Origin of the sequence: Bradyrhizobium yuanmingense (assembly GCF_029167105.1) — a bacterium.
Classification (GTDB): Bacteria; Pseudomonadota; Alphaproteobacteria; order Rhizobiales; family Xanthobacteraceae; genus Bradyrhizobium; species Bradyrhizobium yuanmingense_A.
Genome location: NZ_JARFML010000043.1, coordinates 36,865 through 59,500 on the forward strand (window position 1 = coordinate 36,865; position 22,636 = coordinate 59,500).

At 64.4% G+C, this 22,636-nt stretch carries 23 protein-coding genes and 1 other RNA gene; 6 read left to right on the forward strand and 18 right to left on the reverse strand.

The genetic code is table 11. The annotated features are described in order from the left end of the window. Positions 1–218 precede the first annotated feature (218 nt). From ilvC to miaA, 8 genes are all read right to left on the reverse strand, one after another. Positions 219–1,238, reverse strand: coding sequence for a ketol-acid reductoisomerase (gene ilvC / locus P0R31_RS35425; protein WP_027577255.1), 1,020 nt, complete (start codon positions 1,236–1,238; stop codon positions 219–221). A gap of 133 nt (positions 1,239–1,371) precedes the next feature. Further along, on the reverse strand, positions 1,372–1,974 hold the full coding sequence (locus P0R31_RS35430; RefSeq protein WP_275519395.1) for a LysE family translocator: 603 nt from the start codon (positions 1,972–1,974) through the stop codon (positions 1,372–1,374). Positions 1,975–1,982: 8 nt separating this feature from the next. Further along, a complete protein-coding gene (locus P0R31_RS35435; RefSeq protein ID WP_275519397.1) occupies positions 1,983–2,858 on the reverse strand; it encodes an EamA family transporter in 876 nt (291 codons plus the stop codon). A 50-nt stretch (positions 2,859–2,908) separates the two neighbouring features. Continuing rightward, a complete protein-coding gene (locus tag P0R31_RS35440; RefSeq protein ID WP_225131730.1) occupies positions 2,909–3,604 on the reverse strand; it encodes a class I SAM-dependent methyltransferase in 696 nt (231 codons plus the stop codon). Between the two features lie 3 nt (positions 3,605–3,607). Further along, a complete protein-coding gene (gene ilvN / locus P0R31_RS35445) occupies positions 3,608–4,150 on the reverse strand; it encodes an acetolactate synthase small subunit (RefSeq protein WP_018640841.1) in 543 nt (180 codons plus the stop codon). A gap of 22 nt (positions 4,151–4,172) precedes the next feature. Then, positions 4,173–5,144: a threonine dehydratase gene (locus tag P0R31_RS35450; RefSeq protein WP_275519399.1), complete on the reverse strand. Its 972-nt coding sequence runs from the start codon at positions 5,142–5,144 to the stop codon at positions 4,173–4,175. 4 nt (positions 5,145–5,148) lie between these two features. Next, positions 5,149–6,924, reverse strand: a complete 1,776-nt coding sequence (locus P0R31_RS35455) for an acetolactate synthase 3 large subunit (protein ID WP_275519401.1) — start codon at positions 6,922–6,924, stop codon at positions 5,149–5,151. Positions 6,925–7,253: 329 nt separating this feature from the next. Beyond that, complete coding sequence (gene miaA / locus P0R31_RS35460) at positions 7,254–8,195, reverse strand: tRNA (adenosine(37)-N6)-dimethylallyltransferase MiaA (protein WP_275519403.1); 942 nt, start codon at positions 8,193–8,195, stop codon at positions 7,254–7,256. A gap of 11 nt (positions 8,196–8,206) precedes the next feature. Between miaA and serB the strand changes: the two genes are divergently transcribed. Next, positions 8,207–9,112 (forward strand): phosphoserine phosphatase SerB, encoded by a 906-nt coding sequence (gene serB, locus P0R31_RS35465; protein WP_157284713.1) that lies wholly within the window; start codon positions 8,207–8,209, stop codon positions 9,110–9,112. Positions 9,113–9,255: 143 nt separating this feature from the next. On the opposite strand, the gene P0R31_RS35470 is transcribed toward serB, so the two are convergent. From P0R31_RS35470 to P0R31_RS35515, 10 genes are all read right to left on the reverse strand, one after another. Then, positions 9,256–10,779, reverse strand: a complete 1,524-nt coding sequence (locus P0R31_RS35470) for a Do family serine endopeptidase (RefSeq protein WP_275519405.1) — start codon at positions 10,777–10,779, stop codon at positions 9,256–9,258. Positions 10,780–10,923: 144 nt separating this feature from the next. Further along, positions 10,924–11,130 (reverse strand): DUF2065 domain-containing protein, encoded by a 207-nt coding sequence (locus tag P0R31_RS35475; RefSeq protein WP_025038031.1) that lies wholly within the window; start codon positions 11,128–11,130, stop codon positions 10,924–10,926. 72 nt (positions 11,131–11,202) lie between these two features. After that, a complete protein-coding gene (gene hflC / locus P0R31_RS35480) occupies positions 11,203–12,099 on the reverse strand; it encodes a protease modulator HflC (RefSeq protein WP_275519407.1) in 897 nt (298 codons plus the stop codon). Further along, positions 12,096–13,232 carry an FtsH protease activity modulator HflK gene (gene hflK, locus P0R31_RS35485; RefSeq protein ID WP_275519409.1) on the reverse strand — a complete coding sequence of 379 codons (1,137 nt, stop codon included), beginning with the start codon at positions 13,230–13,232 and terminating at the stop codon, positions 12,096–12,098. The genes hflC and hflK overlap by 4 nt, the downstream gene beginning before the upstream one ends. A 153-nt stretch (positions 13,233–13,385) precedes the next feature. Next, positions 13,386–13,895 (reverse strand): dihydrofolate reductase, encoded by a 510-nt coding sequence (locus P0R31_RS35490; RefSeq protein ID WP_275519411.1) that lies wholly within the window; start codon positions 13,893–13,895, stop codon positions 13,386–13,388. Next, a complete protein-coding gene (locus P0R31_RS35495) occupies positions 13,895–14,380 on the reverse strand; it encodes a GNAT family N-acetyltransferase (RefSeq protein ID WP_275519413.1) in 486 nt (161 codons plus the stop codon). The genes P0R31_RS35490 and P0R31_RS35495 overlap by 1 nt, the downstream gene beginning before the upstream one ends. 6 nt (positions 14,381–14,386) lie before the next feature. Then, on the reverse strand, positions 14,387–15,181 hold the full coding sequence (locus P0R31_RS35500) for a thymidylate synthase (RefSeq protein WP_128263120.1): 795 nt from the start codon (positions 15,179–15,181) through the stop codon (positions 14,387–14,389). A gap of 173 nt (positions 15,182–15,354) precedes the next feature. Next, a complete protein-coding gene (locus tag P0R31_RS35505; RefSeq protein ID WP_275519415.1) occupies positions 15,355–16,335 on the reverse strand; it encodes a tripartite tricarboxylate transporter substrate binding protein BugD in 981 nt (326 codons plus the stop codon). A 140-nt stretch (positions 16,336–16,475) separates the two neighbouring features. Continuing rightward, positions 16,476–17,990: a tripartite tricarboxylate transporter permease gene (locus P0R31_RS35510; protein WP_157284717.1), complete on the reverse strand. Its 1,515-nt coding sequence runs from the start codon at positions 17,988–17,990 to the stop codon at positions 16,476–16,478. A gap of 7 nt (positions 17,991–17,997) precedes the next feature. Then, positions 17,998–18,759, reverse strand: coding sequence for a tripartite tricarboxylate transporter TctB family protein (locus tag P0R31_RS35515; protein WP_275519417.1), 762 nt, complete (start codon positions 18,757–18,759; stop codon positions 17,998–18,000). A gap of 583 nt (positions 18,760–19,342) precedes the next feature. On the opposite strand from P0R31_RS35515, the gene ssrA reads away from it, so the two are divergent. From ssrA to P0R31_RS35540, 5 genes are all read left to right on the forward strand, one after another. Next, positions 19,343–19,709, forward strand: a transfer-messenger RNA (tmRNA) gene (gene ssrA / locus P0R31_RS35520). Positions 19,710–19,824: 115 nt separating this feature from the next. After that, positions 19,825–20,343 carry an SspB family protein gene (locus P0R31_RS35525; protein ID WP_157284719.1) on the forward strand — a complete coding sequence of 173 codons (519 nt, stop codon included), beginning with the start codon at positions 19,825–19,827 and terminating at the stop codon, positions 20,341–20,343. 88 nt (positions 20,344–20,431) lie between these two features. After that, positions 20,432–21,865 carry a class II fumarate hydratase gene (gene fumC, locus P0R31_RS35530; protein ID WP_275519419.1) on the forward strand — a complete coding sequence of 478 codons (1,434 nt, stop codon included), beginning with the start codon at positions 20,432–20,434 and terminating at the stop codon, positions 21,863–21,865. Between the two features lie 272 nt (positions 21,866–22,137). Then, on the forward strand, positions 22,138–22,326 hold the full coding sequence (locus tag P0R31_RS35535; RefSeq protein WP_109144934.1) for a DUF4169 family protein: 189 nt from the start codon (positions 22,138–22,140) through the stop codon (positions 22,324–22,326). Further along, on the forward strand, positions 22,323–22,574 hold the full coding sequence (locus tag P0R31_RS35540; RefSeq protein ID WP_275519421.1) for a ribbon-helix-helix domain-containing protein: 252 nt from the start codon (positions 22,323–22,325) through the stop codon (positions 22,572–22,574). Before P0R31_RS35535 ends, P0R31_RS35540 begins: the two co-directional genes overlap by 4 nt. Positions 22,575–22,636: the final 62 nt, after the last annotated feature.

The following is a 22,636-nucleotide window of genomic DNA, read 5'->3' on the forward strand; positions in this document are numbered from 1 at the left end:
CGGCTTACTTGGCAAGAGCCGAGCCGCTCAACTGCTTCAGGCCGCGGACAGAATGAGAGAGCGATGTCTCGCCGAGACGAAAAGAGCGAGACCGCTGTTTGCGATCTCGCTCGACCATCATCGCCAAGGTCCAGATTTGGCTTGGCGAGCGAAGCTTGAATTTCGCTCGTCATTCCGGGGCGCGCGTTAAGCGCGAACCCGGAATGACGCCGCAGACGTCAGTTCTTGCTCTTGTCGACCAGCGCGCCCTTCTTGATCCAGGGCATCATGTCGCGCAGCTTCGCGCCGACTTCCTCGATCGGGTGCGCGGCGAGCTTGGCGCGGGTCGCCTTGAACGAGGTCTGGTTGACCTTGTTCTCGAGCATCCAGTCGCGGGCGAACTTGCCACCCTGGATGTCGGCCAGAACCTTGCGCATCTCCTTCTTGGTCTCGTCGGTGATGATGCGCGGGCCGGTGACGTACTCGCCGTACTCGGCGGTGTTGGAGATGGAGTAGTTCATGTTGGCGATGCCGCCTTCATAGATCAGGTCGACGATCAGCTTCACTTCGTGCAGGCACTCGAAGTAGGCCATCTCCGGCGCGTAGCCGGCTTCGACCAGGGTCTCGTAGCCGCCCTTGATCAGCTCGACCAGGCCGCCGCACAGCACCACCTGCTCGCCGAACAGGTCGGTCTCGCACTCTTCCTTGAACGTGGTCTCGATGATGCCGGCGCGGCCGCCGCCGATGGCGGAGGCGTAGGACAGGCCGAGGTCATGGGCGTTGCCCGAGACGTCCTTCGCAATTGCGATCAGGCAGGGCACGCCGCCGCCGCGCTGATATTCCGAACGCACGGTGTGGCCGGGACCCTTCGGCGCGATCATCAGTACGTCGAGGTCGGCACGCGGATCGAGCAAATTGAAGTGGACGTTAAGGCCGTGCGCGAACACCAGGGCAGCGCCCTTCTTCATGTTGTCGTGCAGGTGCTCGCGGTAGATGTCGCCCTGGAGCTCGTCCGGGGTCAGCATCATGACGAGGTCGGCCCATTTGGCGGCTTCCGCAACTTCCAGCACCTTGAAGCCGGCGGCTTCCGCCTTCTTGGCCGAGGCCGAACCCTTGCGCAGCGCAATGGCGACTTCCTTGACGCCCGAATCCTTCAGGTTGAGCGCATGGGCGTGACCCTGGCTACCGTAGCCGACGATGGCGACCTTCTTGCCCTTGATCAGGTTCAGGTCGGCGTCGCGATCGTAATAAACACGCATAGGTCGTTTCCTCGTTCAGGGCCGAAATCGGCCATTGGTCAGTGTCCGAAGGGTGGAATTTGCGGATTTCGGGGGCTGTCTAGAGCATTTTCAGCCCTGAGGGAAACCCGTTTCTGCATGGAAATCCGCGACATCATGCATCCATGAAAACGGGGTAGAGGGAGGCCAGCAGCAGGATCGCCATCAGGATGTTGAAGGCGCGGACCAGCCGCTCGGAAGTCAGAACCGGCCGCAACGCGGTACCGAATAGCGCCCAGACCACGGTCGAGACCGTGCCGACGACGAGGCTGATCACGGTCTGAATGGCGATGTTGAGCGGGAATTGGGCGATCGCCGCATAGGCAGTGATGGTGCCGATCACGATCACCCAACCCTTGGCATTGATCCACTGGAACATGGCCGCGCCCCGGAAGGTCATGGGGCCGCGGCCATTCTCCTCGCCCGGCTTGGCCGGACCGGCCATGGCGATCACGGCGGCGAGGTAAATCAGGTAGGCGGCGCCGGCATATTTCAGGATGGTCTGGAGGATCGGATAGGCCAGGAACACGGAGCCGAGCCCGAGGCCGACCGCGGCGACCATGAAGGCGAAGCCGAGCACGATGCCGACGATGTGCGGGATGGTGCGCCGGAAGCCGTAGGTCAGGCCGGAGGACAGCAGCATGATGTTGTTCGGCCCGGGCGTGAAGTACATCACAACCATGAAGACGAGGAAGGCGTAGAGCAGCGAGTAGGTCATCATCACCCTCACGCAGTCTTCGGCAGAACTTGCGGGCGGTTCGCCAGCACCATCACGGCGATCCCAAAGATCACGGTCAGCATGCCGGCGAGGCGCAGCGGCCCGAAGCGTTCGCCGAACACGATGCTTGAGGCCGCCGAGCCCACGAACGGCACCAGCAGTGCGAACGGCACCACTTGTGCAGCCGGATAGTCGCGCAAGAGGCGGCCCCACAGCCAATAGGCGATGCTGGTGGAAATGCCGCCGAGCATCAGCATGCAGAGCGCCGATGTGAGCGACATGTGCGTCAGCGACGTCCAGGTCAGCGCCGGTCCGTTGGCGATCAGCGCCAGCACAAACAGCGGCACGGCCGAGGCGAGGCAGAGCCAGGCGAACAGATCGAACATCGGCACGCCGCGGGCACCGCGCAGCAGCAGATTGCCGATGGCGAAGCTGAGTGGCGAGATCATCAGAACCGCGAAGGCGGCAACGCTGAAATCATAGCCGACGGTGCCGCAGATCATCAAAAGGCCGGCCGCGGCAATGACGATCCCCAGAGTCTGCATCGGCGTCGGCCGCTCGCCGAACGCGAGCGCGGCAAAGCCGATCGTGAAGAGTGCCTGGCTCTGCACGACGACGCTGGTCAGGCCCACGGGCACCCCATGAGCGATGCCGTAGGCCTGCGACAGGAACTGACCGAGGAACAGCGTGAAGCTGATCGCGATCAGCAGTGACCAGGCGACCTTCGGCTTGGGAATGAACAGGCACGGCACCGCTGCGACGGTGAAGCGCAACGCCGTCATAAGCTCCGGCGAAAGTTCGTCAAGCGCGATCCGGCTTGCCACGAAGGCAAGCCCCCAGATGATCGCCACCATGACGGCGATGAGGATGTCGGCCGGCTTCATTGTTATTTCCGGTTCTGCTTTGTCTCGCAGCCCTTGTTTGTTGTTCTGGTCTAGCCTTGCTCGCCGGCTTTCGGTTTCCGCAGCAGATACGTGCCATGCATCGGCGCGTGGTAGTCGGCCGCGACCAGGGCGAAGCCGACGTCGGTCAGCATCCGCTCCATCACCCAGCCGAAGGTGGAATATTCGTCGCGCATGTGGGTCACCACGCCCTCGCGGGAGAAATCGTGGTTCTTGATCTGGAAGTCGGCCCATTGCTCGACGTCACGCTCGATCGCGTCGGGCATCGATGAGTAAACAATGTCGCGGAGATAAAACGTCGCTCCGGGCTTGAGCGCGCGAAAAATCCGCGACATCGCTACCGCCTTCCAGAAATCCGGCAGGTGGTGCAGCGTGAATTCGCTGACGATGAGATCGTAGGACTCGGGCCGGTAGGCGAAGCTGAGCAGACCGGCGGATTGGGTGCGCACAGGCGCCTTGCGGTCGCGAGCGTAGATCTCGGCCAGCGCCAGCATCGCCGGCGAAATGTCGATGGCGTCGACGTCGGCCCCCATCAACGCCGCTTCGGTGGCGAGCACGCCGTTGCCGCAGCCGATATCGGCGATACGCCAGCCGCGCTGGACCCCGAGCATCTTCAGAGCGGCGCGCGCCCGCAGATCGGCATCGTCATGGTTGTCGTAGATCGAGGCCACAGCGGGCTCGATTCCCATCCGGTTCCGCTCGTTGTAGTACCAGTCGCGCGCCAACATGGCTCACATCCCTTCAGGCCCGCGACCGATCGCGGCAACACCCGTGCGCGACACCTCGACGAGGCCGAGCGGGCGCATCAGATCGATATATTGATTGATCTTGTCCGTATTGCCTGTGATCTCGAACACAAAGCTCTCGGTGGTGGCGTCGATCACCCGGGCGCGGAACGCATCCGCCAGCCTGAGCGCTTCGACCCGATGCTCGCCCTGCCCGCGCACCTTGACCATCGCCAGCTCGCGCTCGATCGAACGCTTGGTCTGGGTCATGTCGACGACCTGATACACCGGGATCATGCGGTCGAGCTGGTTCTTGATCTGCGCGATCACCATCGGCGTGCCCGTGGTGACGATGGTGATGCGCGACAGATGCTTCTGCGCCTCGGTCTCCGAGACCGTGAGGCTCTCGATGTTGTAGCCGCGCCCCGAGAACAGGCCGATGACGCGCGCGAGCACGCCCGGCTCGTTCTGCACGAGCACCGCAAGCGTATGCGTCTCGTTGGGATCGTGACGGTCCTCGATGAAATAGGCGGATGCGGGCTGGTTCATTGTCGTCCCCTCTGTCTCTCCGTCACGCCGTCGCCGGCGCGTCCGTCCCGACCCAACGGCGGAACAGATCGAAATCGATATTGCCGCCGGACAGCACGAGACCGACGCGCTTGCCCTTCAGCTTGCTCTTTTCCTGCAGCGCCGCCGCCAGCGCGGCGGCGCCGGCGCCCTCGGCGAGATTATGCGTGTCGGTCCAATAGGCGCGGACCGCGGCGGCGACCTCGTCGTCGGTGACCTCAACAATGCGCGAGGCGCCCTTGCGGATCAGCGCGAATGCATCCTCGTCGGGGATGCGCGTCGCCATGCCGTCGGCGTGCGTGTTGCTGGTTCCGGTCGTCACGATTTTTCCGGCCGCGAACGACAGCGCATAGGACGGCGCTTCCGTCGACTGCACGCCGACAATCTCGGTCTTCAAGCCGAGCAGGTCGCGCGCCATGATGCAGCCGCAGATGCCGGAGCCCTGCCCGATCGGCACATAGAGGATATCGAGGTCGTGCACTGCGCGGAACAGTTCGAGAGCGTAGGTCGCAACGCCAAGAACGAGATCCGGGTGGAACGAGGGTACCATGTGGAGCCCCGCGAACTCCGCGCGGCGCTCGGCTTCCTCGCGTGCCGCCTGAAAGTCCTCGCCGTGTTCGACGAGTTCGGCACCAAAGGCCTTCATCGCCCGGTTCTTCTCGACCGAGTTGCCGCGCGGCACATAGATCACCGCGGGCACGCCGTGGCGGCTCGCGGCAAAGGCGAGGCTCTGGCCGTGATTGCCGCGCGTCGCCGAGATGATGCCCGATGTCTTCGGCCGCTCACGCTTCAGGCGTTCGAGATAGACGAGGCCGCCGCGCACCTTGAAGGCGCCGATCGGCGTGTGGTTCTCGTGCTTGACCACAACCTCGGTGCCGAGCCGACCTGCGAGCAACGGCCAGGCATGCGCCGGCGTTGCCGGCACCGCCTGCCCCACGATCGCATGTGCGCGCTCGAGTTCGTTCAGGTCGAACATGGCGTCACACCAGCGCCTTGCCGCCGGCGAACGCCTTCGCGGTCGCCTCGTCGTTGGCCTGCTCCGGCAGCAGCATCTCGTTGTGGGCCTTGCCGGAGGGGATCATCGGGAAGCAGTTTTCGAGCGCCGCGACGCGGCAGTCGAACAGCACGGGGCGCTTGACCGAGATCATCTCCTTGATGGCGCCATCGAGATCGGCCGGCTTGTGCACCTGAAGCCCGACGGCGCCGTAGGCCTCCGCGAGCTTGACGAAATCCGGCAGCGCTTCCGAATAGGAATGCGACAACCGGTTGCCGTGCAACAGCTGCTGCCACTGGCGCACCATGCCCATGTACTGGTTGTTCAGGATGAAGATCTTGATTGGCAGCTCGTACTGAACCGCCGTCGACATCTCCTGCATTGTCATCTGCACCGAGGCATCGCCGGCAATGTCGATGACGAGGCTGTCGGGATGGGCCACCTGAACGCCGACCGCGGCCGGCAGGCCGTAGCCCATCGTGCCGAGACCGCCGGAGGTCATCCAGCGATGCGGATCCTCGAAGCCGTAGAACTGCGCCGCCCACATCTGATGCTGGCCGACCTCGGTCGTGATGTAGGTATCCTTGCCGCGCGTCTGCTCGAACAAGGCCTGGATCGCGTGCTGCGGCAGGATGACGTCGTTGCTCTTCTTGTAATAGAGCGAGTTGCGGGCGCGCCATTGCGCGATCTGCTGCCACCACGACTTGATGTCGGGCTTCTTCGCCTCCGCCTTGAACACCTGGAGGATGTCGCCGAGGACGTTGCCGCAATCGCCGATGATCGGCACGTCGACGCGGATGTTCTTGTTGATCGAGGACGGATCGATGTCGATGTGGATCTTCTTCGAGCCGGGCGAAAACGCATCGACGCGGCCGGTGATGCGGTCGTCGAAGCGCGCGCCGACGCACAGCATGACGTCGCAATCATGCATGGTCATGTTGGCTTCGTAGGTGCCGTGCATGCCGAGCATGCCGAGCCAGTTCTTGCCCGACGCCGGATAGGCGCCGAGGCCCATCAGCGTCGAGGTGATCGGGAAGCCGGTGACCTCAACCAGCTCGCGCAACATCTTGGTCGCCTCGCGGCCGGAATTGATGACGCCGCCGCCGCTGTAGATCACGGGACGCTTGGCGTTCGCGAGCAGCGAGACCGCCTTGCGGATCTGCGTCGCATCGCCCTTCACGCGCGGCGCGTAGGAGCGGTGCACGTCGGACTTGCGCGGGGGATGGTAAGTGCCGGTGGCGAACTGCACGTCCTTGGGAACGTCGACCAGCACCGGGCCCGGACGGCCCGAGGTGGCGACGTAGAAGGCCTCATGCAGCACCTTGGCGAGATCGTTGACGTCGCGCACCAGCCAATTGTGCTTGGTGCAGGGACGCGTGATGCCGACGGTGTCGCATTCCTGGAACGCGTCGTTGCCGATCAGATGCGTCGGCACCTGGCCGGAGATGCAGACCAGCGGGATCGAGTCCATCAGGGCATCCGTCAACGGCGTCACCATGTTGGTGGCGCCGGGGCCGGAGGTCACCAGCGCAACGCCCGGCTTGCCGGTGGAACGCGCATAGCCCTCGGCGGCATGGCCCGCGCCCTGTTCGTGGCGGACCAGGATGTGCTGGACCTCGCTCTGCTGGAAGATCTCGTCATAGATCGGAAGCACCGCGCCGCCGGGATAGCCGAAAATGTCGGTCACGCCGTGATCGATGAGTGCGCGGACGATCATCGCGGCGCCGGTCATCTGGTTCGGATCGTGGCTCTTGTCGCTCATTGGCTTGCTCCGGATGCGCTGTCGTCAGCGGCTTCATTCGTGTCGGGTTCGGGAAATAAAAAAGGCCCCGAAGAGGGCCCCATGCACACCGCCTGTCATGTGGATGGCAGCTAGCCACCCCCGGCGGTGTGCCTGGGTACGACGGCGATAAGGAGTTTGGTAATAATGTTACGCATGGCAGGCGCTCGGCTTCCCAAAGGTTGCGCGAAACATAGCGGCCAAACCTTGGATGTCAAGGCAATGCGGCCGTTCTCGCGCAATTTTGGCAGTGTAGCGGTGTTCCCCGGGTTCGGCGAGAGGTAAATTCGGGAACCCGGCACAAAAGCGCGTCAGCTGGAGTCCCGCTCCGACGTCACGGCCGCAGCGAGCCATCCCCTCGCCTCCTCCGGCCTCACCCATTCGAAGTCCGGCAGCTGGTGCCGGAACCAGGTGAATTGCCGCTTGGCGTAATGGCGGGTATCGGCGCGGCCAATGCTGGCGGCCTCCTCCAGGCTGAGCTCGCCGCGCAGATGCCGGATCAAGGATGGCACGCCATGGGCCTTCATGGCCGGCAGCAGCGGATCGAGATGCCTGGCGGCGAGCCGCTCGACCTCCTCGAGCGCGCCGGCGCCCAGCATGGCATCGAAACGGGCATCGATGCGGGCATAGAGCTCGTCACGTTCGGGCGCGAGGAAGACCGCGCGAAATCTGTCCTTGGGCAGCAGCGGTGGCTGTCCCTCCCGCTGCCAATCGACCAGCGAACGGCCGGTTGCCTCGATCACCTCGAGCGCGCGGGCGATGCGGGTGCGGTCGCGCAGGTTCAATCGCTCGGCCGCGCGCGGATCGCGGGCTGCGAGTTCCGCGTGCAGCGCTTCGACGCCGTTCCGTTCCAGCCGCGCGCGCACATCCTCGCGCAACTCGGCAGGGATCGGCGGCACCACGGAGAGACCTGTGGTCAGCGCCTTGAAATAGAGCCCGGTGCCGCCGATGAAGATCGGCAGCCGTCGCTGAGCCCTCGCCTCGTCGAGCGCCTTCGCCGCATCGCTTACCCAGGCACCGGCCGAGAAATTCACGGCGACATCGACGTGGCCATAGAGACGATGCGGCACGAGCGCCTCGTCCGCAGCGGTCGGCCGCGCCGTGATGATGCGGAGGTCACGATAGACCTGCATGGAATCGGCATTGATGACGACGCCGCCGGCGGCGCGCGCAAGTTCGAGCGCCAGCGCCGACTTGCCGCTGGCGGTCGGGCCTGCGATAAGCACGGCCTTGCTCGAATACCCCTCGCTCACGAAAACCTCAAATGTCCCTCGTCGCCACGCTGATCTGCAACCCTGACAATCCCGCGCTCGACTCGACCATCGTCGATGGCGCCCGCGCCGTGCTGCCGCAGGCGGCGCCCGCGCACTGGCTGTTCGACGGGGTTGCGGTCGACATCCCCTTCGGCGCGGACAGTAACCTCGAAGGCGACCGCAACGCCATCGAGCAGCGGCTCCGCGAGCTCCGCGGCGATTTGCCCATCGACATCGTCGTGCAGCCTGTTGGCTTCAGGCGCAAGAAGCTTTTTCTCGCCGACATGGATTCCACCATGATCGGCCAGGAATGCATCGACGAGCTCGCCGATTTCGTCGGGGTCAAGGCGCATGTCGCAGACATCACCGAGCGTGCGATGCGCGGCGAGATCGAGTTCGAGCCGGCGCTGCGCGAGCGCGTCGCGCTGCTCAAGGACCTGCCCGCCAGCGCGGTCGACGAGGTCCTGGCCAAGCGCATCACGCTGACGCCGGGCGGCCGCGAGCTGGTCGCCACCATGCGCGCGAACGGCGCCTATACCTGCCTCGTCTCCGGCGGCTTTACATTGTTCACGCGCGCGGTCGCCGCCAAGATCGGCTTCCAGGAGAACCGCGCCAACGAGCTCGTCGTGCGCGACGGCAAGTTCACCGGCGAAGTGAAGGAGCCGATCCTGGGCCGCGCGGCGAAGCTCGCGACCTTGGTGGACCTGATGGAATCGTTCGATCTCGACGACATCGACTCGGTCGTGGTCGGCGACGGCGCCAACGATCTCGCGATGATCCAGGCGGCGGGTCTGGGCGTGGCGTATCACGCCAAGCCGGCGGTGGCTGCCGCCGCGGCCGCGCGGATCGATCACGGCGACCTCACCGCGCTGCTGTATGCACAGGGCTATCGGCGCGACGAGTTCGTGGAGGGGTAAAGCCTCCCCTCTCGCTGTCATCGCCCGCGAAGGCGGGCGATCCAGTATTCCAGAGCAGCGAAGCTAGAACCGAGAAGCCGCGGCGTACTGGATGCCCCGCCTTCGCGGGGCATGACAGTTGAGTGTGGGACGAACAGCGCCCCTTACTGCACGCTCAGCGCGACGAACCGCAGCTCGCCCTCGCCGTTCGAGACCAGCAGCAGCACCGATTTCTTGCCGTCCTTCTTGAGCTGATCGACCCGCTTCTGGATGTCGGCGCCGCTCGACACCGCCTCCTGTGCCACCTCGACGATGACGTCGCCGGCGGACAGGCGCTTTTCGGCGGCGTCAGAATTGGCGTCGACATTGGTGACGACCACGCCCTTGACGCTGTCCTTGATCTTGTAGCGCGTGCGCAGATCCTTGCTCAGGGCGGCGAGATCGAGGCCGAGCGCCTTCTGCGTCACCGGCTTCTCCGGCGCTGGCTCGTCGGTCTTCACCGCCGCCTGCACCTTGTCGGCATCCTGGAGGCGGCCGAGCGTGACCTTCTTGGTCTCCTCCTGGCCCTTGCGGATGATGACGACGTCGACCTCCTTGCCGACCGCGGTGTCGGCGACGACGCGGGACAGGTCCTTCGGGTCCTTGACGTCCTTGCCGTCGAACTTGACGACGACGTCGCCGGGCTCGATGCCGGCGGGCTTGGCCGGGCCCTTGTCGTCGACGCCGGCGACCAGCGCGCCGCGCGCGGGCTTGATGTTGAGGCTTTCGGCGATCTCGTCGGTGACGCTCTGGATGCGCACGCCGAGCCAGCCGCGGCGCAGCTCGCCGAATTGGCGGAGCTGGTCGACGACGCCCACCACCGTCTTCGACGGCACGGCGAAGCCGATGCCGATGGAGCCGCCGGACGGCGAGATGATCAGCGTGTTGACGCCGATGACGTCGCCGTCGAGGTTGAACAGCGGTCCGCCGGAATTGCCGCGGTTGATGGAAGCGTCGGTCTGGATGTAGCTGTCGTACGGCCCCGAGGAGATGTCGCGGTTCTTGGCCGAGACGATGCCGGCCGTCACCGTGCCACCGAGACTGAAGGGATTGCCGATCGCCACCACCCAGTCGCCGAGGCGCAGCTTGTCGCTATCGCCGAACTTCACCGCGACCAGCGGCTTCGGCGGCTTGATCCTGAGCACGGCGAGATCGGTCTTCTTGTCGACACCGACCAGCTCGGCTTTGATCTTGGTGCCGTCGTTGAGGATGACGTGGATCTCGTCGGCATCCGCAATGACGTGGTTGTTGGTGACGACGACGCCCGCCGTGTCGATGATGAATCCGCTTCCGAGCGAGTTGGTCTTGCGCGGCGGGTTGTCGCTGCGCTCGCCGCCCTTGCTGCCGCCACCGGGACCCCGGCGGTTCTTGAAGAAGTCGTCGAAGAACTCCTCGAACGGCGAGCCGGGCGGCAGTTGCGGCATGGTGTTGCTGCCGCCCCCCTTGGCTTCGACCGTCTGCGAGGTCGAGATGTTGACCACCGCGTCGATCACCTTCTCGGCGACGTCGGCGATGCCATCCGGTCCACGCGCATGGGCCGGCGCGCCGAACGCGCTGCAAGCACCGATGGCGAGCGCAACCAGCCCAAGTCGAACACCAAATCGCGCGCGGCGGCGCGAGCGGGACGGGGCAATGGTGGCAGCGGTCATTGTGATCTCCAGGCAAAAGGGATTCGGCGCCAGACTGCGCTCGAACGGGGGCGCGGCGCAAGCGCGGAGCTTAACAGGCCTCAAGAGCCCGATAATACGGCGAAAACCAGTCTGGCGCCTTCACTTTGGCGTTGGGCCGAAGGCTTAAATCGGGCGCCGCATAACCCAGATCAGGACCAGGCCGGCCACGGCCGAGCCAATCCCGACCGCCCGCAGGATGTTGTCCGGCGTGGCGATGGCGCTTTTCATGGCTTTGCGCATCCAGTTTGGACTGGCCGCGAACATCAAGCCTTCGAGGACGAACAGGATGCCTAGGCCGATGAGGAAGTCGGCGAACGCAATGGACCTCATCGGAATGGAACCTCCCGCTATGCTGTTCTTGTCTGGACGAAGGGCGGCGAAATCCGCCGCCCTTTGTCTAACTTACGGCTTCGCCGGCGTCTCGGTTGCCATCTTGCCGGACGGGTTACTGAAGTACCGGAAGAAATCCGAGTCCGGCCGCAGCAGGAAGCGGGTGTCGTTCGAACGCAGCCCGTTCTCATAGGCCGTCATCGACCGGTAGAACGCGAAGAAGTCGGCGTCCTTGCCGTAGGCTTCCGCAAACAGGCGGTTGCGCTCGGCATCGCCCGCACCGCGGGTCTGCTCGGCCTGCGAATTGGCCTCAGCGATGATGACGGTCGCCTCGCGGTCGGCCCTGGACCTGATCTCCTGAGCCTTCTGTCCACCCTGTGCCCGGAACTCGGCGGCCTCGCGCTCACGCTCGGTCTTCATGCGCAGGTAGACCGCCTGGCTGTTCTGCTCCGGCAGGTCGGCGCGGCGGATCCGGACGTCGACGACCTGAATGCCGTAGCCGTCGGCCTCGCGGTCGAGCTGGTCGCGAATGCGCAGCATCAGCTTCTCGCGGTCGTCGCGCACCACGTTGATGAAGGTGACCTCGCCGAGCACGCGGCGCAGCGCCGCGTTCAGGAGCGTGGTGAGCTGGATGTTGGCAGCCTGGATCGAGCCAACGCTCTGATAGAAGCGCAGTGCGTCCTTGATGCGGTAGCGCGCGAAGGCGTCGACCACGAGCCGCTTCTGGTCGGAGGCGATCGCCTCTTGCGACGGGTTCTCCAGATCGAGAATTCGCTTGTCGATGTTGATCACCGAGTTCCACGGCGCCTTGAAGTGCAGGCCGGGCGCGGTGACGACGTCGACCGGCCTGCCGAACTGGAGCACGATCGTCTGCTCGGTCTGCTGCACGGTGAACAGCGACATATAAGCCACGACCAGGACCAGGAGCAGCCCGAGCAGCGTGACGAAACCTGTAGCCGGAGACCTCATCGGTTGCCTCCGCTAGAGGGCTGACCGGCGGTAGGCGGCCGCCTGCTCGTCAACTCGCCAAGGGGCAGATAGGGCACGATGCCCTGGCCCGAAGACCCGCCGTCATAGACCAGCTTGTCGGCGCCGCCGAGCACGCGCTCCATCGTCTCCAGATAAATCCGTTCTCGCGTCACGTCGGGCGCCTTCTTGTATTCCTCGTAAACCTTCAGGAAGCGCGCGCTCTGGCCCTTGGCCTCGGCGACCGCCTGCTCCTTGTAGCCTTCGGCGTCCTGCAGGATCTTGGCCGAGCGTCCGCGCGCCTGCGGCACGACCTGGTTGGCGTAGGTCTGCGCTTCGTTCTGCAGCTGCTCCTGATTGGCGCGGGCCGCCTGGACGTCGCGGAAGGCATCGATCACCTGCGCGGGCGGATCGACCTTCTGCATCTGCACCTGGGTGATCTGAATGCCGGCGCCGTAGCTGTCCAAAGTCTTCTGGATCAGCTCGTGCACGCCTTGCTCGGTGACGTTGCGCGCTCCGGTCAGGATCGGCTGGATCTGAGACCGGCCGATCACCTCGCGCATCGCGCTCTCGGCAACCGCCTTCACGGTGCCCTCGGGATTCTGGATGTTGAAGAGGAAATCACCAACACCGTCCGGCTTGATACGCCAGAGCACGGTGAAATCGACGTCGACGATGTTCTCGTCGCCGGTCAGCATCAGGCTCTCTTCCGGCACGTCGCGGATCGAGCGGCCGCGCCGCGCCGGATCCTCTATCACCGTCATGCCGATGGAGGTGGTGTTGACGCGCAGCGCCTTCGGCAGCAGCACGGTCTCGATCGGATAAGGCAGATGATAGTTCAGGCCCGGCTGCACGGTGCGCACGTGCTTTCCGAAGCGCATCACGACGCCGAGCTCTTCGGACTGCACGCGGAAGAAGCCCGACAGCAGCCAGAATGCGACGATCAGCAGGATGATCAGCGTGATGCCGATGCCGGAGAAATAACCGCCCGGCATGATCTGCTGGAGGCGGTCCTGGCCGCGCCGCAGAAGGTCTTCCAGATCCGGCGGCCTCGGCCCGACCGGTTGCGGGCCTGAGCCCCACGGTCCCTTTGGACCCGAGCCCCACGGGCCACCGCCCTGATTCTTCCACGGCATTCGACGTTCTCCTCGGCAGGGTGGAATTGCCACCGCCCGCTTTGTCCGGTCCGGCTTTATAGGGGACCGGCAAGTCCCTTACAACGCAGCCTTGACCGTCCTCCGAGCTATGCTCGGGCACGAAAAAGTCAATGTAAACATTGACGAAAGCGGTTAATGGCCGCGCCGCCGACGATATGTCACATAGGACAGGTCGGCGCTGTCGTCGGGGCCGGACGGATGGCGGATGCGTTCGACCTCGTCCCATTCCGCCTTGTCGATGTCGAAATGCGTGTCCCCTTCGGGGCGCGCGTGCACTTCGGTGATCTCGAGACGATCGGCACGACCGAGCCATTGCCGGTAGATCTCGGCGCCGCCGATCACCGCGATCTCAGTGACCGAACGCCGCAGGGCGTCGCCGCGCGCGACCGCCTCGGCATCCGCTGGCGACGTCGTGACGATGGCCCCATTGGCGCGATAGGCCGGATCGCGCGTGACCACGATGTTGGTGCGGCCCGGCAGCGGCCGGCGCAGGGTCTCGAAGGTCTTGCGGCCCATGATCACCGGCTTGCCGATCGTCAGCGCCTTGAAGCGCGCCATATCGGACTTCAATCGCCACGGCATCGCATTGCCCGCGCCGATGACGCCATTCTCTGCGATGGCGACGACGAAGACGATCTCCATCAGGCAGAGCTCCCGGCAAGCTGAGTCAGCGCAGGCCCGGTGACCCGGCACAGCGTCCAGTCGTCCATCATGACCGCGCCGATCGATTTGTAGAACGCGATCGAGGGTGCGTTCCAGTCGAGGACCGCCCATTGCAGGCGCGACCAGCCGTTGTCGACGCACTCCCTGGCGAGATAGGCCAGCAGCGCCTTGCCGAGGCCCTTGCCCCGATGTGACGGCCGCACATAGAGATCTTCGAGATAGATGCCGTGGCGGCCGCTGAAGGTGGAGAAATTGAGAAACCACACCGCGAAGCCGACCGGCGCACGGTCCCACTCCGCGATCGCGCAATAGAGCTGCGGCCGCTCGCCGAACAGCGCGTCGGCGATGTCAGCCTCGGTCGCCTCCACCTCGTGCGACAGCTTTTCGTACTCGGCGAGCTCGCGGATGAAGGAGAGAACGAGCCCAGCCTCTCCGGGCTGCGCACGGCGGATGGTGAGCGACATAGGGCGCTAGACCGCCACTTCCGCCTTGATGTGCGGATGCGGATCGTAGCCGACGAGTTCGAAGTCCTCGTAGCGGAAGGAGAAGATGTCCTTCACATCGGGATTGATCCGCATCACCGGCAGCGCGCGCGGGGCGCGGCTGAGCTGCAGCCTCGCCTGCTCCAGATGGTTGGAGTAGAGATGAGTGTCGCCGAGCGAATGCACGAAGTCACCGGGCTTCAGGCCTGTGACCTGCGCGACCATCATGGTGAGCAGCGCGTAAGAGGCGATATTGAAGGGCACGCCGAGAAACACGTCGGCCGAGCGCTGATAGAGCTGGCAGGACAGCTTGCCGTTCGCGACATAGAACTGGAACAGCAGGTGGCAGGGCGGCAGCGCCATCTTCTCGACGTCGGCCGGATTCCAGGCGGTGACGATCAGGCGGCGGGAATCAGGAGTGCGCTTGATCATGTCGATGACATTGGCGATCTGGTCGATGCTGCGTCCGTCGGCGGTGGGCCAGGAGCGCCATTGATGGCCGTAGACCGGGCCGAGATCGCCATTGGCGTCCGCCCACTCGTCCCAAATGGTGACGCCGTTGTCGCGCAGATATTTGATGTTGGTATCGCCCTTCAGGAACCAGAGCAGCTCATGCACGATCGCTTTCAGCGGCAGCCGCTTGGTCGTCAGCATCGGGAAGCCGGCCGACAAATTGAAGCGCATCTGGTGGCCGAACACCGACAGCGTGCCGGTGCCGGTCCGGTCGGTCTTCTCGGCGCCGTCGGAAAGAATCCGCTCGAGCAGGTCCTGGTACTGGTGCATGTTGCGACTGAGCCTTTGGGGAGGCGGCGAACTTAGCGACACCCCCAGCGCTGCGACAGCGGCGATTCGCTGTCTCCGTCGATTATACCCGGAAAAGTGAGTGTTCCCGGCACAAACGACAAGGGGCGAAACTCAGCGTTCCGCCCCTCGCCTAGCGCCTTGATCGCCTTCGCTTAATTTGCCGGCTTGAGCACCGGGCTCCACTTCGCGATCTCGCTCTTGACTAGGGTCGCCAGCGCCTCCGGGGTTCGGTCCTTCGGCCCGGGGATGACGCTGCCGAGCTCGAGCAGGCGCTTCTTCACCGTCTCGTCGTCGAGCGCCTTGACGACGGCGGCGTTCACGCTTGCCACGATCGCCGGCGAGGTTCCCTTGGGCGCGAACATCGCGTTCCAGGCCTGAGCCTGGAATGCCGGCAGGCCAGCTTCCGCCGTGGTCGGCACGTTCGGCAGCGACGGGTTGCGCTCGGCCGTGGCGATTGCATAGGCCTTGATGGTGCCGGCATTGATCTGCGGCACGGCGTTGACGATCTGGTCGCACATGTAGTCGACTTGACCCCCGACCAGCGCGTTCATCGCAGGTCCCGTGCCATTGAAGGGCACGCCGACCGGCTTGATGTCGAGGATGGAGTGAAGGAGCTCGCACGAGACGTGCGAAACCGAGCCGACGCCGGCATGCGCGGCGTTCACCTTCTCGGCATTCGCCTTCACATAGGTGACGAACTCCTTGAGGTCCTTCGGCGGAAAGTCCTTGCGGGCCAGGATCAGGATCGGCGTGCCGGCCAGCAGTGCGATCGGCACGAAGTCCTTCTCGGGGTGATAGGCCAGCTTCGGATAGAGCGGAACGGAGGCGGCATGCGTGCCCATATGCCCGGTGATCAGCGTATAGCCATCGTTGGCCGCACGCGCGGCACGCGTCGTGGCGGTGGTGCCGCCGGCGCCGACCACGTTCTCGATGATGATGCTCTGCCCCAGCGTCTGCGCCATATGCCCGGTGACGATGCGTGTGATCACGTCAGTCGGCCCGCCGGCCGCGAACGGCACGATCACGGTAATGTTGCGCGTCGGATAGGTCTGCGCCTCAGCCGTTGCGATGAAGGCGCCCACCGATGCCATCACTGCTGCACATGCGCCTGTGAGCGCGCGAATGAACGTCATGGCGATCCTCCCTTTGGACATAATAAAATGCCGGCCCAAAGGCCGGCATTTCCATTTCACAAAGCCGTAACACAAGTCGATTCGACTTCCGAATGCGGCGCGCCGACGCAGGACCGAAGCCGGCGCAGGCGCACACACCATCAATTCTCGGACTCGGTGAACACCTCGTCGCGCTTGGCGCGCAACGCCGGTAGCACCGTAAGGACAAGCAGGCCCGCCGCGACCGCGAGCAGCACCGCTGACAACGGACGCGTCAGGAACACGCTCCAGTCGCCGCGCGAGATCAGCAGCGCCCGGCGCAGGTTCTCCTCCATCAGCGGTCCCAGCACCATGCCGAGCAGCAACGGCGCCGGCTCGAAATCGTGCTTGATCAGCCAATAGCCGACCAGACCGAAGATGCCAGCGAGGATGACGTCGACTGGCGCGTTGTTCACCGAGTAGATTCCGATCGCGCAGAAGATCACGATCGAAGGGAACATCAGCCGGTAGGGCACGCGCAACAGCCGCACCCAGATTCCGACCAGCGGCAGGTTGATGATGATCAGCATCAGATTGCCGATCCACATCGAGGCGATCATGCCCCAGACCAGATCCGGCTGCTTCTGCATCACCTGCGGACCGGGCACGATGCCGTGGATGGTCATCGCACCCACCATCAGTGCCATCACCGCGTTCGGCGGGATGCCGAGGGTGAGCAGCGGAATGAACGAGGTCTGTGCCGCGGCGTTGTTGGCACTCTCCGGCCCCGCCACGCCCTCGATAGCGCCGCGGCCGAACCGGGACGGGTTCTTTGAGAGCTTTTTCTCGAGCGTGTAGGCCGCGAAGGACGCGATCACCGCGCCGCCGCCGGGCAGGATGCCGAGGATCGAGCCGAGCACGGTACCGCGCAGGATCGGCGGCGTCGCATCGGCCAGGTCCTTCCTGGTGGGCATCAGTCCGGTGATCTTCTGTTGCACGAGATCGCGGTTCATCCCGGCGCCGTGGTCGAGATTGCGGATGATCTCGGCAAAGCCGAACACCCCCATCGCCACCGTCGCAAAGCCGAGGCCGTCAGCAAGCTCCGGAATATTGAAGGCCATGCGCGAGGCACCGGTCTCGATGTCCGAACCGACCATCGAGAGCAGCAGGCCGAACACGATCATCGCGATCGCCTTCAGCACCGAGCCCTTGGCCAGCACGACCGCGAAGATCAGGCCGAGCACCATCAGCGAGAAATATTCGGCCGGGCCGAACGCCAGCGCGAGTTTCGTCAGCGGTGCGCCGAGCAGTGCGATCAGGACGGTCGCGACGCAGCCAGCGAAGAACGAGCCGATCGCCGCGATCGCCAGCGCCGGGCCGGCGCGGCCCTGCTTGGCCATCTGGTGACCGTCGATGGCGGTCACGACGGATGTCGCCTCACCGGGTATGTTGACCAGGATCGACGTGGTCGAGCCGCCATATTGCGCGCCGTAATAGATGCCGGCGAGCATGATCAGCGCGCCAACCGGCGGCAATCCGAAGGTAATCGGCAAGAGCATCGCGACGGTGGCGATGGTGCCGATTCCGGGGAGAACGCCGACCAGCGTTCCGACCAGGGCGCCGATCAAGCACATCAGCAGGTTGATCGGAGTAAACGCGACGGCAAAACCGTGAGCGAGGTTGGCAAAGATATCCATCACGCCCTCACTGGATCAGAAAACGCGGATACATCGGCATCGGCAGCCCGAGTATGTAAGGAAACAGAATGGCGCAACCGAGCGTCAGGCAGGCGCCGACGATCGCCGCTTCGAGCCAGCGTGTCTCGTGCGAGCCGGCCGCCGAAATCATGAAGCTGGTAAAAGCCGTGACTACGAGGCCGAGGGAGCGGATCGACAGGGCGAAGAAGACGATCGCAGCCACCACGAACAGCGGTCCCCGCCAGGAATAATGGGCCATCGCCGGCCCTTTCGTCAGAAGACCCGTCAAGGCAATGCCGGCTGACAAGGCGACCAGCAACCCGCCGAACATGCGCGGCGCGGTCCCTGCGCCGAAGGAGAAGCCCCGCATGCCCTGCAGATCGCTCCCTGCCCACAGCGCGAACAGGGCGACGGCCATCAGAACGACGCCGCCGACATAATCCTGTGCCGATCGGATCGTCATGAACAACGTGAGGATCGCCACCGCAAACAGCGGATAGGAATAGATCAGCGCCAGCAGCACCTCGGACGACATCTTCTTGGCGCCGCCGCCGAACGATCCGAACAAGGCGCTGGGCGCGCCAATGAGCAGTGCCGTCGCGTGACTGGTGACGACCGTCGCGGGGCCGCGGCCGGCCCCCCAGCCAAAGATCGTCCCGATCGACCAGATCAATTCGAAAATCTGCGGCGCAATCGCCAGCAGACAAAAGCCGAGCGCCAGCCTGGTATTTCGGGTGGCCGTCGCTGAGTGGCCCATCGTGTCGGCCATGCCTGTCTCCTCCGCGACCCGTAAGTCACGAGCACTGTTGTTTTAAATCGACTGGAACTGGATCCCCCGCCCCGGATCACTGCCTAGCGATTTTCGTTACACAATGCCAGCAAAACCCAACGCGGCGCCGGCAAGCAGAAGCCGGACTGGATAGTTGCGCGAGATGGACGCGACCGCCGCAACCATTGCGTCAGACGCAGTGCAGCAATTGCTGGACCAGGCCGATTTAACATCACGATAAGCACGTTCGGACCTGGCGAGACCTGTGAAGTCGCGTGGGCGTTTTAGTCGGTGCTTTGCCCTGACCGCGATGCTGTGCGTCTCGGGCACTGCCGCCGCAGGCCCCGGCGAGAGAGCGAGATCCGGCCGAAGCTGGAGATCAGCTTGCGGCTCCTCATGCTGCTACTTTCCGCCGCAGGAAATTAACCGACGCCGAGACTGACATGTCGTTCGCTGGAGCAGCAGCGTCATCATGCGCAAGGATTCAGCACATCGGGCCGGCGACCTCTGCCAAAGGCCAGAGCCGCGATAGGCCCGGCAGTCCGAAGCCTATCCAAAGGGAACCGCGGGATCGCGCCCCAACCCTCTGTTTTTCGAAAGCTTTGCCCCCTATATTGGGGGTGCCGGTTCGCCGGCTATGGAAATAAACGGTCGTCGCAATAAACCATTCGGACCCGGGGGCGGTACCCGGCGCCTCCACCAAAGCCCATCATCGGGCCTGCCCGAAGCTGGGCTTTGGCGGGGGCGAAATAGGATCGACGAGGGCGTAAAGGGCGTACTTTTTCCCGGTATTGTTCCGCCGTTATCGGGCTACTGCAATAGTTGCCAACGACAACTTTGCTCCGGTTGCTCAGGCTGCGTAACGCAGTTTGAAAGACCACTCTAAAGTCCTAGTGGGTTAAGCTCCGCTAGGCGGGGTTCGGAGGCACCTGGCAACAGAAGCCTCCACTTTACTCTTTGATTCTTCCCCGGCGGGGACTCCTGCTCGCCCGTCAGGCGCGGTACTATTGCGACTTGGCGAGTCGGATCGGCAGGGTCCGGCCGCTTGGATGCAACAGGACCACCATGGCGACCGATCATATCCGATACGATGTGCTGGCCCGCGATGCGCTGCGCGGCGTGCTGCGGAAGGTGCTGACCGATGCCGCAGCCCATGGCCTGCCGGGCGAGCACCATTTCTTCATCACCTTCGTGTCCAAGGCCGAAGGCGTGAAGCTGTCGCCGCGGCTGCTCGCGCAATATCCGGAGGAGATGACGATCATCCTCCAGCACCAGTTCTGGGACCTGACCGTGCTCGAGGATCGATTCGAGGTCGGCCTGTCCTTTGGCGGCATTCCGGAGCGGCTGGTGGTGCCGTTCAGTGCCATCAAGAGCTTCCTCGATCCGTCCGTGAAGTTCGGCCTCCAGTTCGACACCTCCGACGTCGCCGAGGTCGCGCCGGACAATCTGCCGGCAGCGCCCGCGCCATCGGCCGTATCGGTCCCGGCACCTGCCGCGGAGAAGCCGGAAGCTGCCGACGAGCCGCCGCCGCCGAGCCAGGGCGGCGCCGAGGTCGTGCGGCTCGATCGTTTCCGCAAGAAATGATCTAGGTTGGCCGCGAAGCCGTCGCGCCCGCCCAAACTCTCTATATAGAGAAGCACATGAACAGGCCGTGCGGCGTTCGCGCGGCAGAATGGATGTGCTCATGGCCAAAGCGTCCCGCTCGAAGACTGCCCGCCCCGCAACCCGCACCGAGACCGACAGCTTCGGTCCCATCGAGGTCGCCGCCGACCGCTATTGGGGGGCGCAGACCGAGCGCTCGCGCCAGAATTTCCGCATCGGCACCGACCGCATGCCGATCTCGCTCGTGCATGCGCTCGGGATGGTCAAGCTCGCCGCCGCGCAGTCCAATCTCGAGCTCGGACTGCTCGACCGGCGTCGCGCCAACGCCATCATCCGCGCCGCGCGCGAGGTGATCGAAGGCAGACTGGACGACCATTTTCCGCTTGTCGTGTGGCAGACCGGTTCGGGCACCCAGAGCAACATGAACCTCAACGAGGTGATCGCCAACCGCGCCAACGAGCTGCTCGGCGGCGAGCTCGGCGCCAAGAAGCCGGTGCATCCCAACGATCACGTCAACATGAGCCAGTCGTCGAACGACTCCTTCCCGACCGCGATGCACATCGCCGCCGCAAGCCGCATCAATGCCGACCTCGTCCCTGCGCTCGGCGAGCTGTTGCGCGCGCTGCGCAAGAAGGAGAAGGAGTTCTCGAAGATCGTGAAGATCGGCCGCACCCATACCCAGGATGCGACGCCGCTGACGCTCGGTCAGGAATTTTCCGGCTATGCCGCGCAGGTCGAAAGCGGCATCGCCCGGCTCAAGATCGCTGTGAAGGACCTTTATCCGCTGGCGCAGGGCGGCACAGCCGTCGGCACCGGCCTCAACTCCAAGCCGCGCTTTGCCAAGCTGTTCGCAAAGCACGTTGCCGGGATTACGAAGCTCCCCTTCACCAGCGCCGCCAACAAATTCGAGGCGCTGGCCTCGAACGATGCCTATGTGCTGGCGCACGGCGCCATCAATTCGGTCGCGACCGGCCTGTTCAAGATCGCCAATGACATCCGCCTGCTTGGCTCCGGCCCGCGCTCGGGCCTCGGCGAATTGATCCTGCCGGAGAACGAGCCCGGCTCCTCGATCATGCCGGGCAAGGTCAACCCGACCCAGTGCGAGGCGATGACCATGGTGTGCTGCCAGGTGTTCGGCAATCACACCGCCATCACGGTCGCCGGCAGCCAGGGTCATTTCGAGCTCAACGTCTACAAGCCGGTGCTGGCCTACAACATGCTGCATTCGATCCGCCTGATGGCGGATGCCGCGCGCTCCTTCACCGAGCACTGCGTCAGCGGCATCCGCGCCGACGAGAAGCGCATCAAGGAGCTGATGCAGCGCTCGCTGATGCTGGTGACGGCGCTGGCGCCGAAGGTCGGCTACGACAACGCCGCCAAGGTGGCCAAGACGGCGCACACCAACGGCACCACGCTGAAGGAGGAGGCCCTGCGGCTCGGCTTTGTCTCGGCCGACGAATTCGACCGCCTGGTGCGCCCCGAGAAGATGACCAGCCCGGGATGATTCCGAATTCCGATAGCCATCCGTAATGATACGGACGCTCAGCGCCCAAAAATATGCGGTTTTGGGGGCGGGATTTGATTACCGTCAATGTTGCGGCCGGGCGGCGTGTTACGCAGCTTTACTGCCCTCGACGGGCAAATTCATCGTTTGATGCCCAAGGGCCGATTGACGAGGACGAGCGAATGGCGATCAAGTCTTCTCGGGCGCAATGCGGCGCCCTGTTTCTGAATGTTTCATCCGGCAAGAAGAGGATCGGGTGATGGAGACGCGGCATGGGGAACGTCATCAACCTGAATCGTTTCAGGAAGCGCGTCGAGCGGGAAGCCTCGGCGAAACAGGCGGACGCCAACCGAGCGAAATTCGGGCGCACGAAGGCGGAACGGTCGTCCGAGGCGAAACGGGCGGACCAGGCCAAGGAGCATCTGGACCAGCACCGGATCGATCGCGAGGAGCAGCCATGAAGTCGCCGGTCGTGAAACGATCGATCGTCGTCGCCGGCCACAAGACCAGCGTCAGCCTGGAAGAGGCGTTCTGGAACGGCATGAAAGAGATTTCCAGCCTTCGCAACATGACGTTGTCCGAGCTGGTCGGCGAGATCGACAACAACCGCCAGCAGGGCAATCTGTCGTCGGCGATCCGTCTCTTCGTCCTGGACTACTTCAAGAGCCGCGCCATGGCCGCCCAGCCGGACAAGGTCCCGGCCCAGTAGCCGTCGGGGCGCCCACGAGGCGCCCACGCCCCTGCACTTTAAAATCGCTCTAAGGTGCAGCT

Excerpts from the sequence above, each read along its gene's own strand:
- ilvC (WP_027577255.1), bottom strand. The coding sequence starts at position 1,238 with ATGCGTGTTTATTACGATCGCGACGCCGACCTGAACCTGATCAAGGGC.
- P0R31_RS35430 (WP_275519395.1), bottom strand. The coding sequence starts at position 1,974 with ATGACCTACTCGCTGCTCTACGCCTTCCTCGTCTTCATGGTTGTGATG.
- P0R31_RS35435 (WP_275519397.1), bottom strand. The coding sequence starts at position 2,858 with ATGAAGCCGGCCGACATCCTCATCGCCGTCATGGTGGCGATCATCTGG.
- P0R31_RS35440 (WP_225131730.1), bottom strand. The coding sequence starts at position 3,604 with ATGTTGGCGCGCGACTGGTACTACAACGAGCGGAACCGGATGGGAATC.
- ilvN (WP_018640841.1), bottom strand. The coding sequence starts at position 4,150 with ATGAACCAGCCCGCATCCGCCTATTTCATCGAGGACCGTCACGATCCC.
- P0R31_RS35450 (WP_275519399.1), bottom strand. The coding sequence starts at position 5,144 with ATGTTCGACCTGAACGAACTCGAGCGCGCACATGCGATCGTGGGGCAG.
- P0R31_RS35455 (WP_275519401.1), bottom strand. The coding sequence starts at position 6,924 with ATGAGCGACAAGAGCCACGATCCGAACCAGATGACCGGCGCCGCGATG.
- serB (WP_157284713.1), top strand. The coding sequence starts at position 8,207 with ATGTCCCTCGTCGCCACGCTGATCTGCAACCCTGACAATCCCGCGCTC.
- P0R31_RS35470 (WP_275519405.1), bottom strand. The coding sequence starts at position 10,779 with ATGACCGCTGCCACCATTGCCCCGTCCCGCTCGCGCCGCCGCGCGCGA.
- P0R31_RS35475 (WP_025038031.1), bottom strand. The coding sequence starts at position 11,130 with ATGAGGTCCATTGCGTTCGCCGACTTCCTCATCGGCCTAGGCATCCTG.
- hflC (WP_275519407.1), bottom strand. The coding sequence starts at position 12,099 with ATGAGGTCTCCGGCTACAGGTTTCGTCACGCTGCTCGGGCTGCTCCTG.
- hflK (WP_275519409.1), bottom strand. The coding sequence starts at position 13,232 with ATGCCGTGGAAGAATCAGGGCGGTGGCCCGTGGGGCTCGGGTCCAAAG.
- P0R31_RS35490 (WP_275519411.1), bottom strand. The coding sequence starts at position 13,895 with ATGGAGATCGTCTTCGTCGTCGCCATCGCAGAGAATGGCGTCATCGGC.
- P0R31_RS35495 (WP_275519413.1), bottom strand. The coding sequence starts at position 14,380 with ATGTCGCTCACCATCCGCCGTGCGCAGCCCGGAGAGGCTGGGCTCGTT.
- P0R31_RS35500 (WP_128263120.1), bottom strand. The coding sequence starts at position 15,181 with ATGCACCAGTACCAGGACCTGCTCGAGCGGATTCTTTCCGACGGCGCC.
- P0R31_RS35505 (WP_275519415.1), bottom strand. The coding sequence starts at position 16,335 with ATGACGTTCATTCGCGCGCTCACAGGCGCATGTGCAGCAGTGATGGCA.
- P0R31_RS35510 (WP_157284717.1), bottom strand. The coding sequence starts at position 17,990 with ATGGATATCTTTGCCAACCTCGCTCACGGTTTTGCCGTCGCGTTTACT.
- P0R31_RS35515 (WP_275519417.1), bottom strand. The coding sequence starts at position 18,759 with ATGGCCGACACGATGGGCCACTCAGCGACGGCCACCCGAAATACCAGG.
- P0R31_RS35525 (WP_157284719.1), top strand. The coding sequence starts at position 19,825 with ATGGCGACCGATCATATCCGATACGATGTGCTGGCCCGCGATGCGCTG.
- fumC (WP_275519419.1), top strand. The coding sequence starts at position 20,432 with ATGGATGTGCTCATGGCCAAAGCGTCCCGCTCGAAGACTGCCCGCCCC.
- P0R31_RS35535 (WP_109144934.1), top strand. The coding sequence starts at position 22,138 with ATGGGGAACGTCATCAACCTGAATCGTTTCAGGAAGCGCGTCGAGCGG.
- P0R31_RS35540 (WP_275519421.1), top strand. The coding sequence starts at position 22,323 with ATGAAGTCGCCGGTCGTGAAACGATCGATCGTCGTCGCCGGCCACAAG.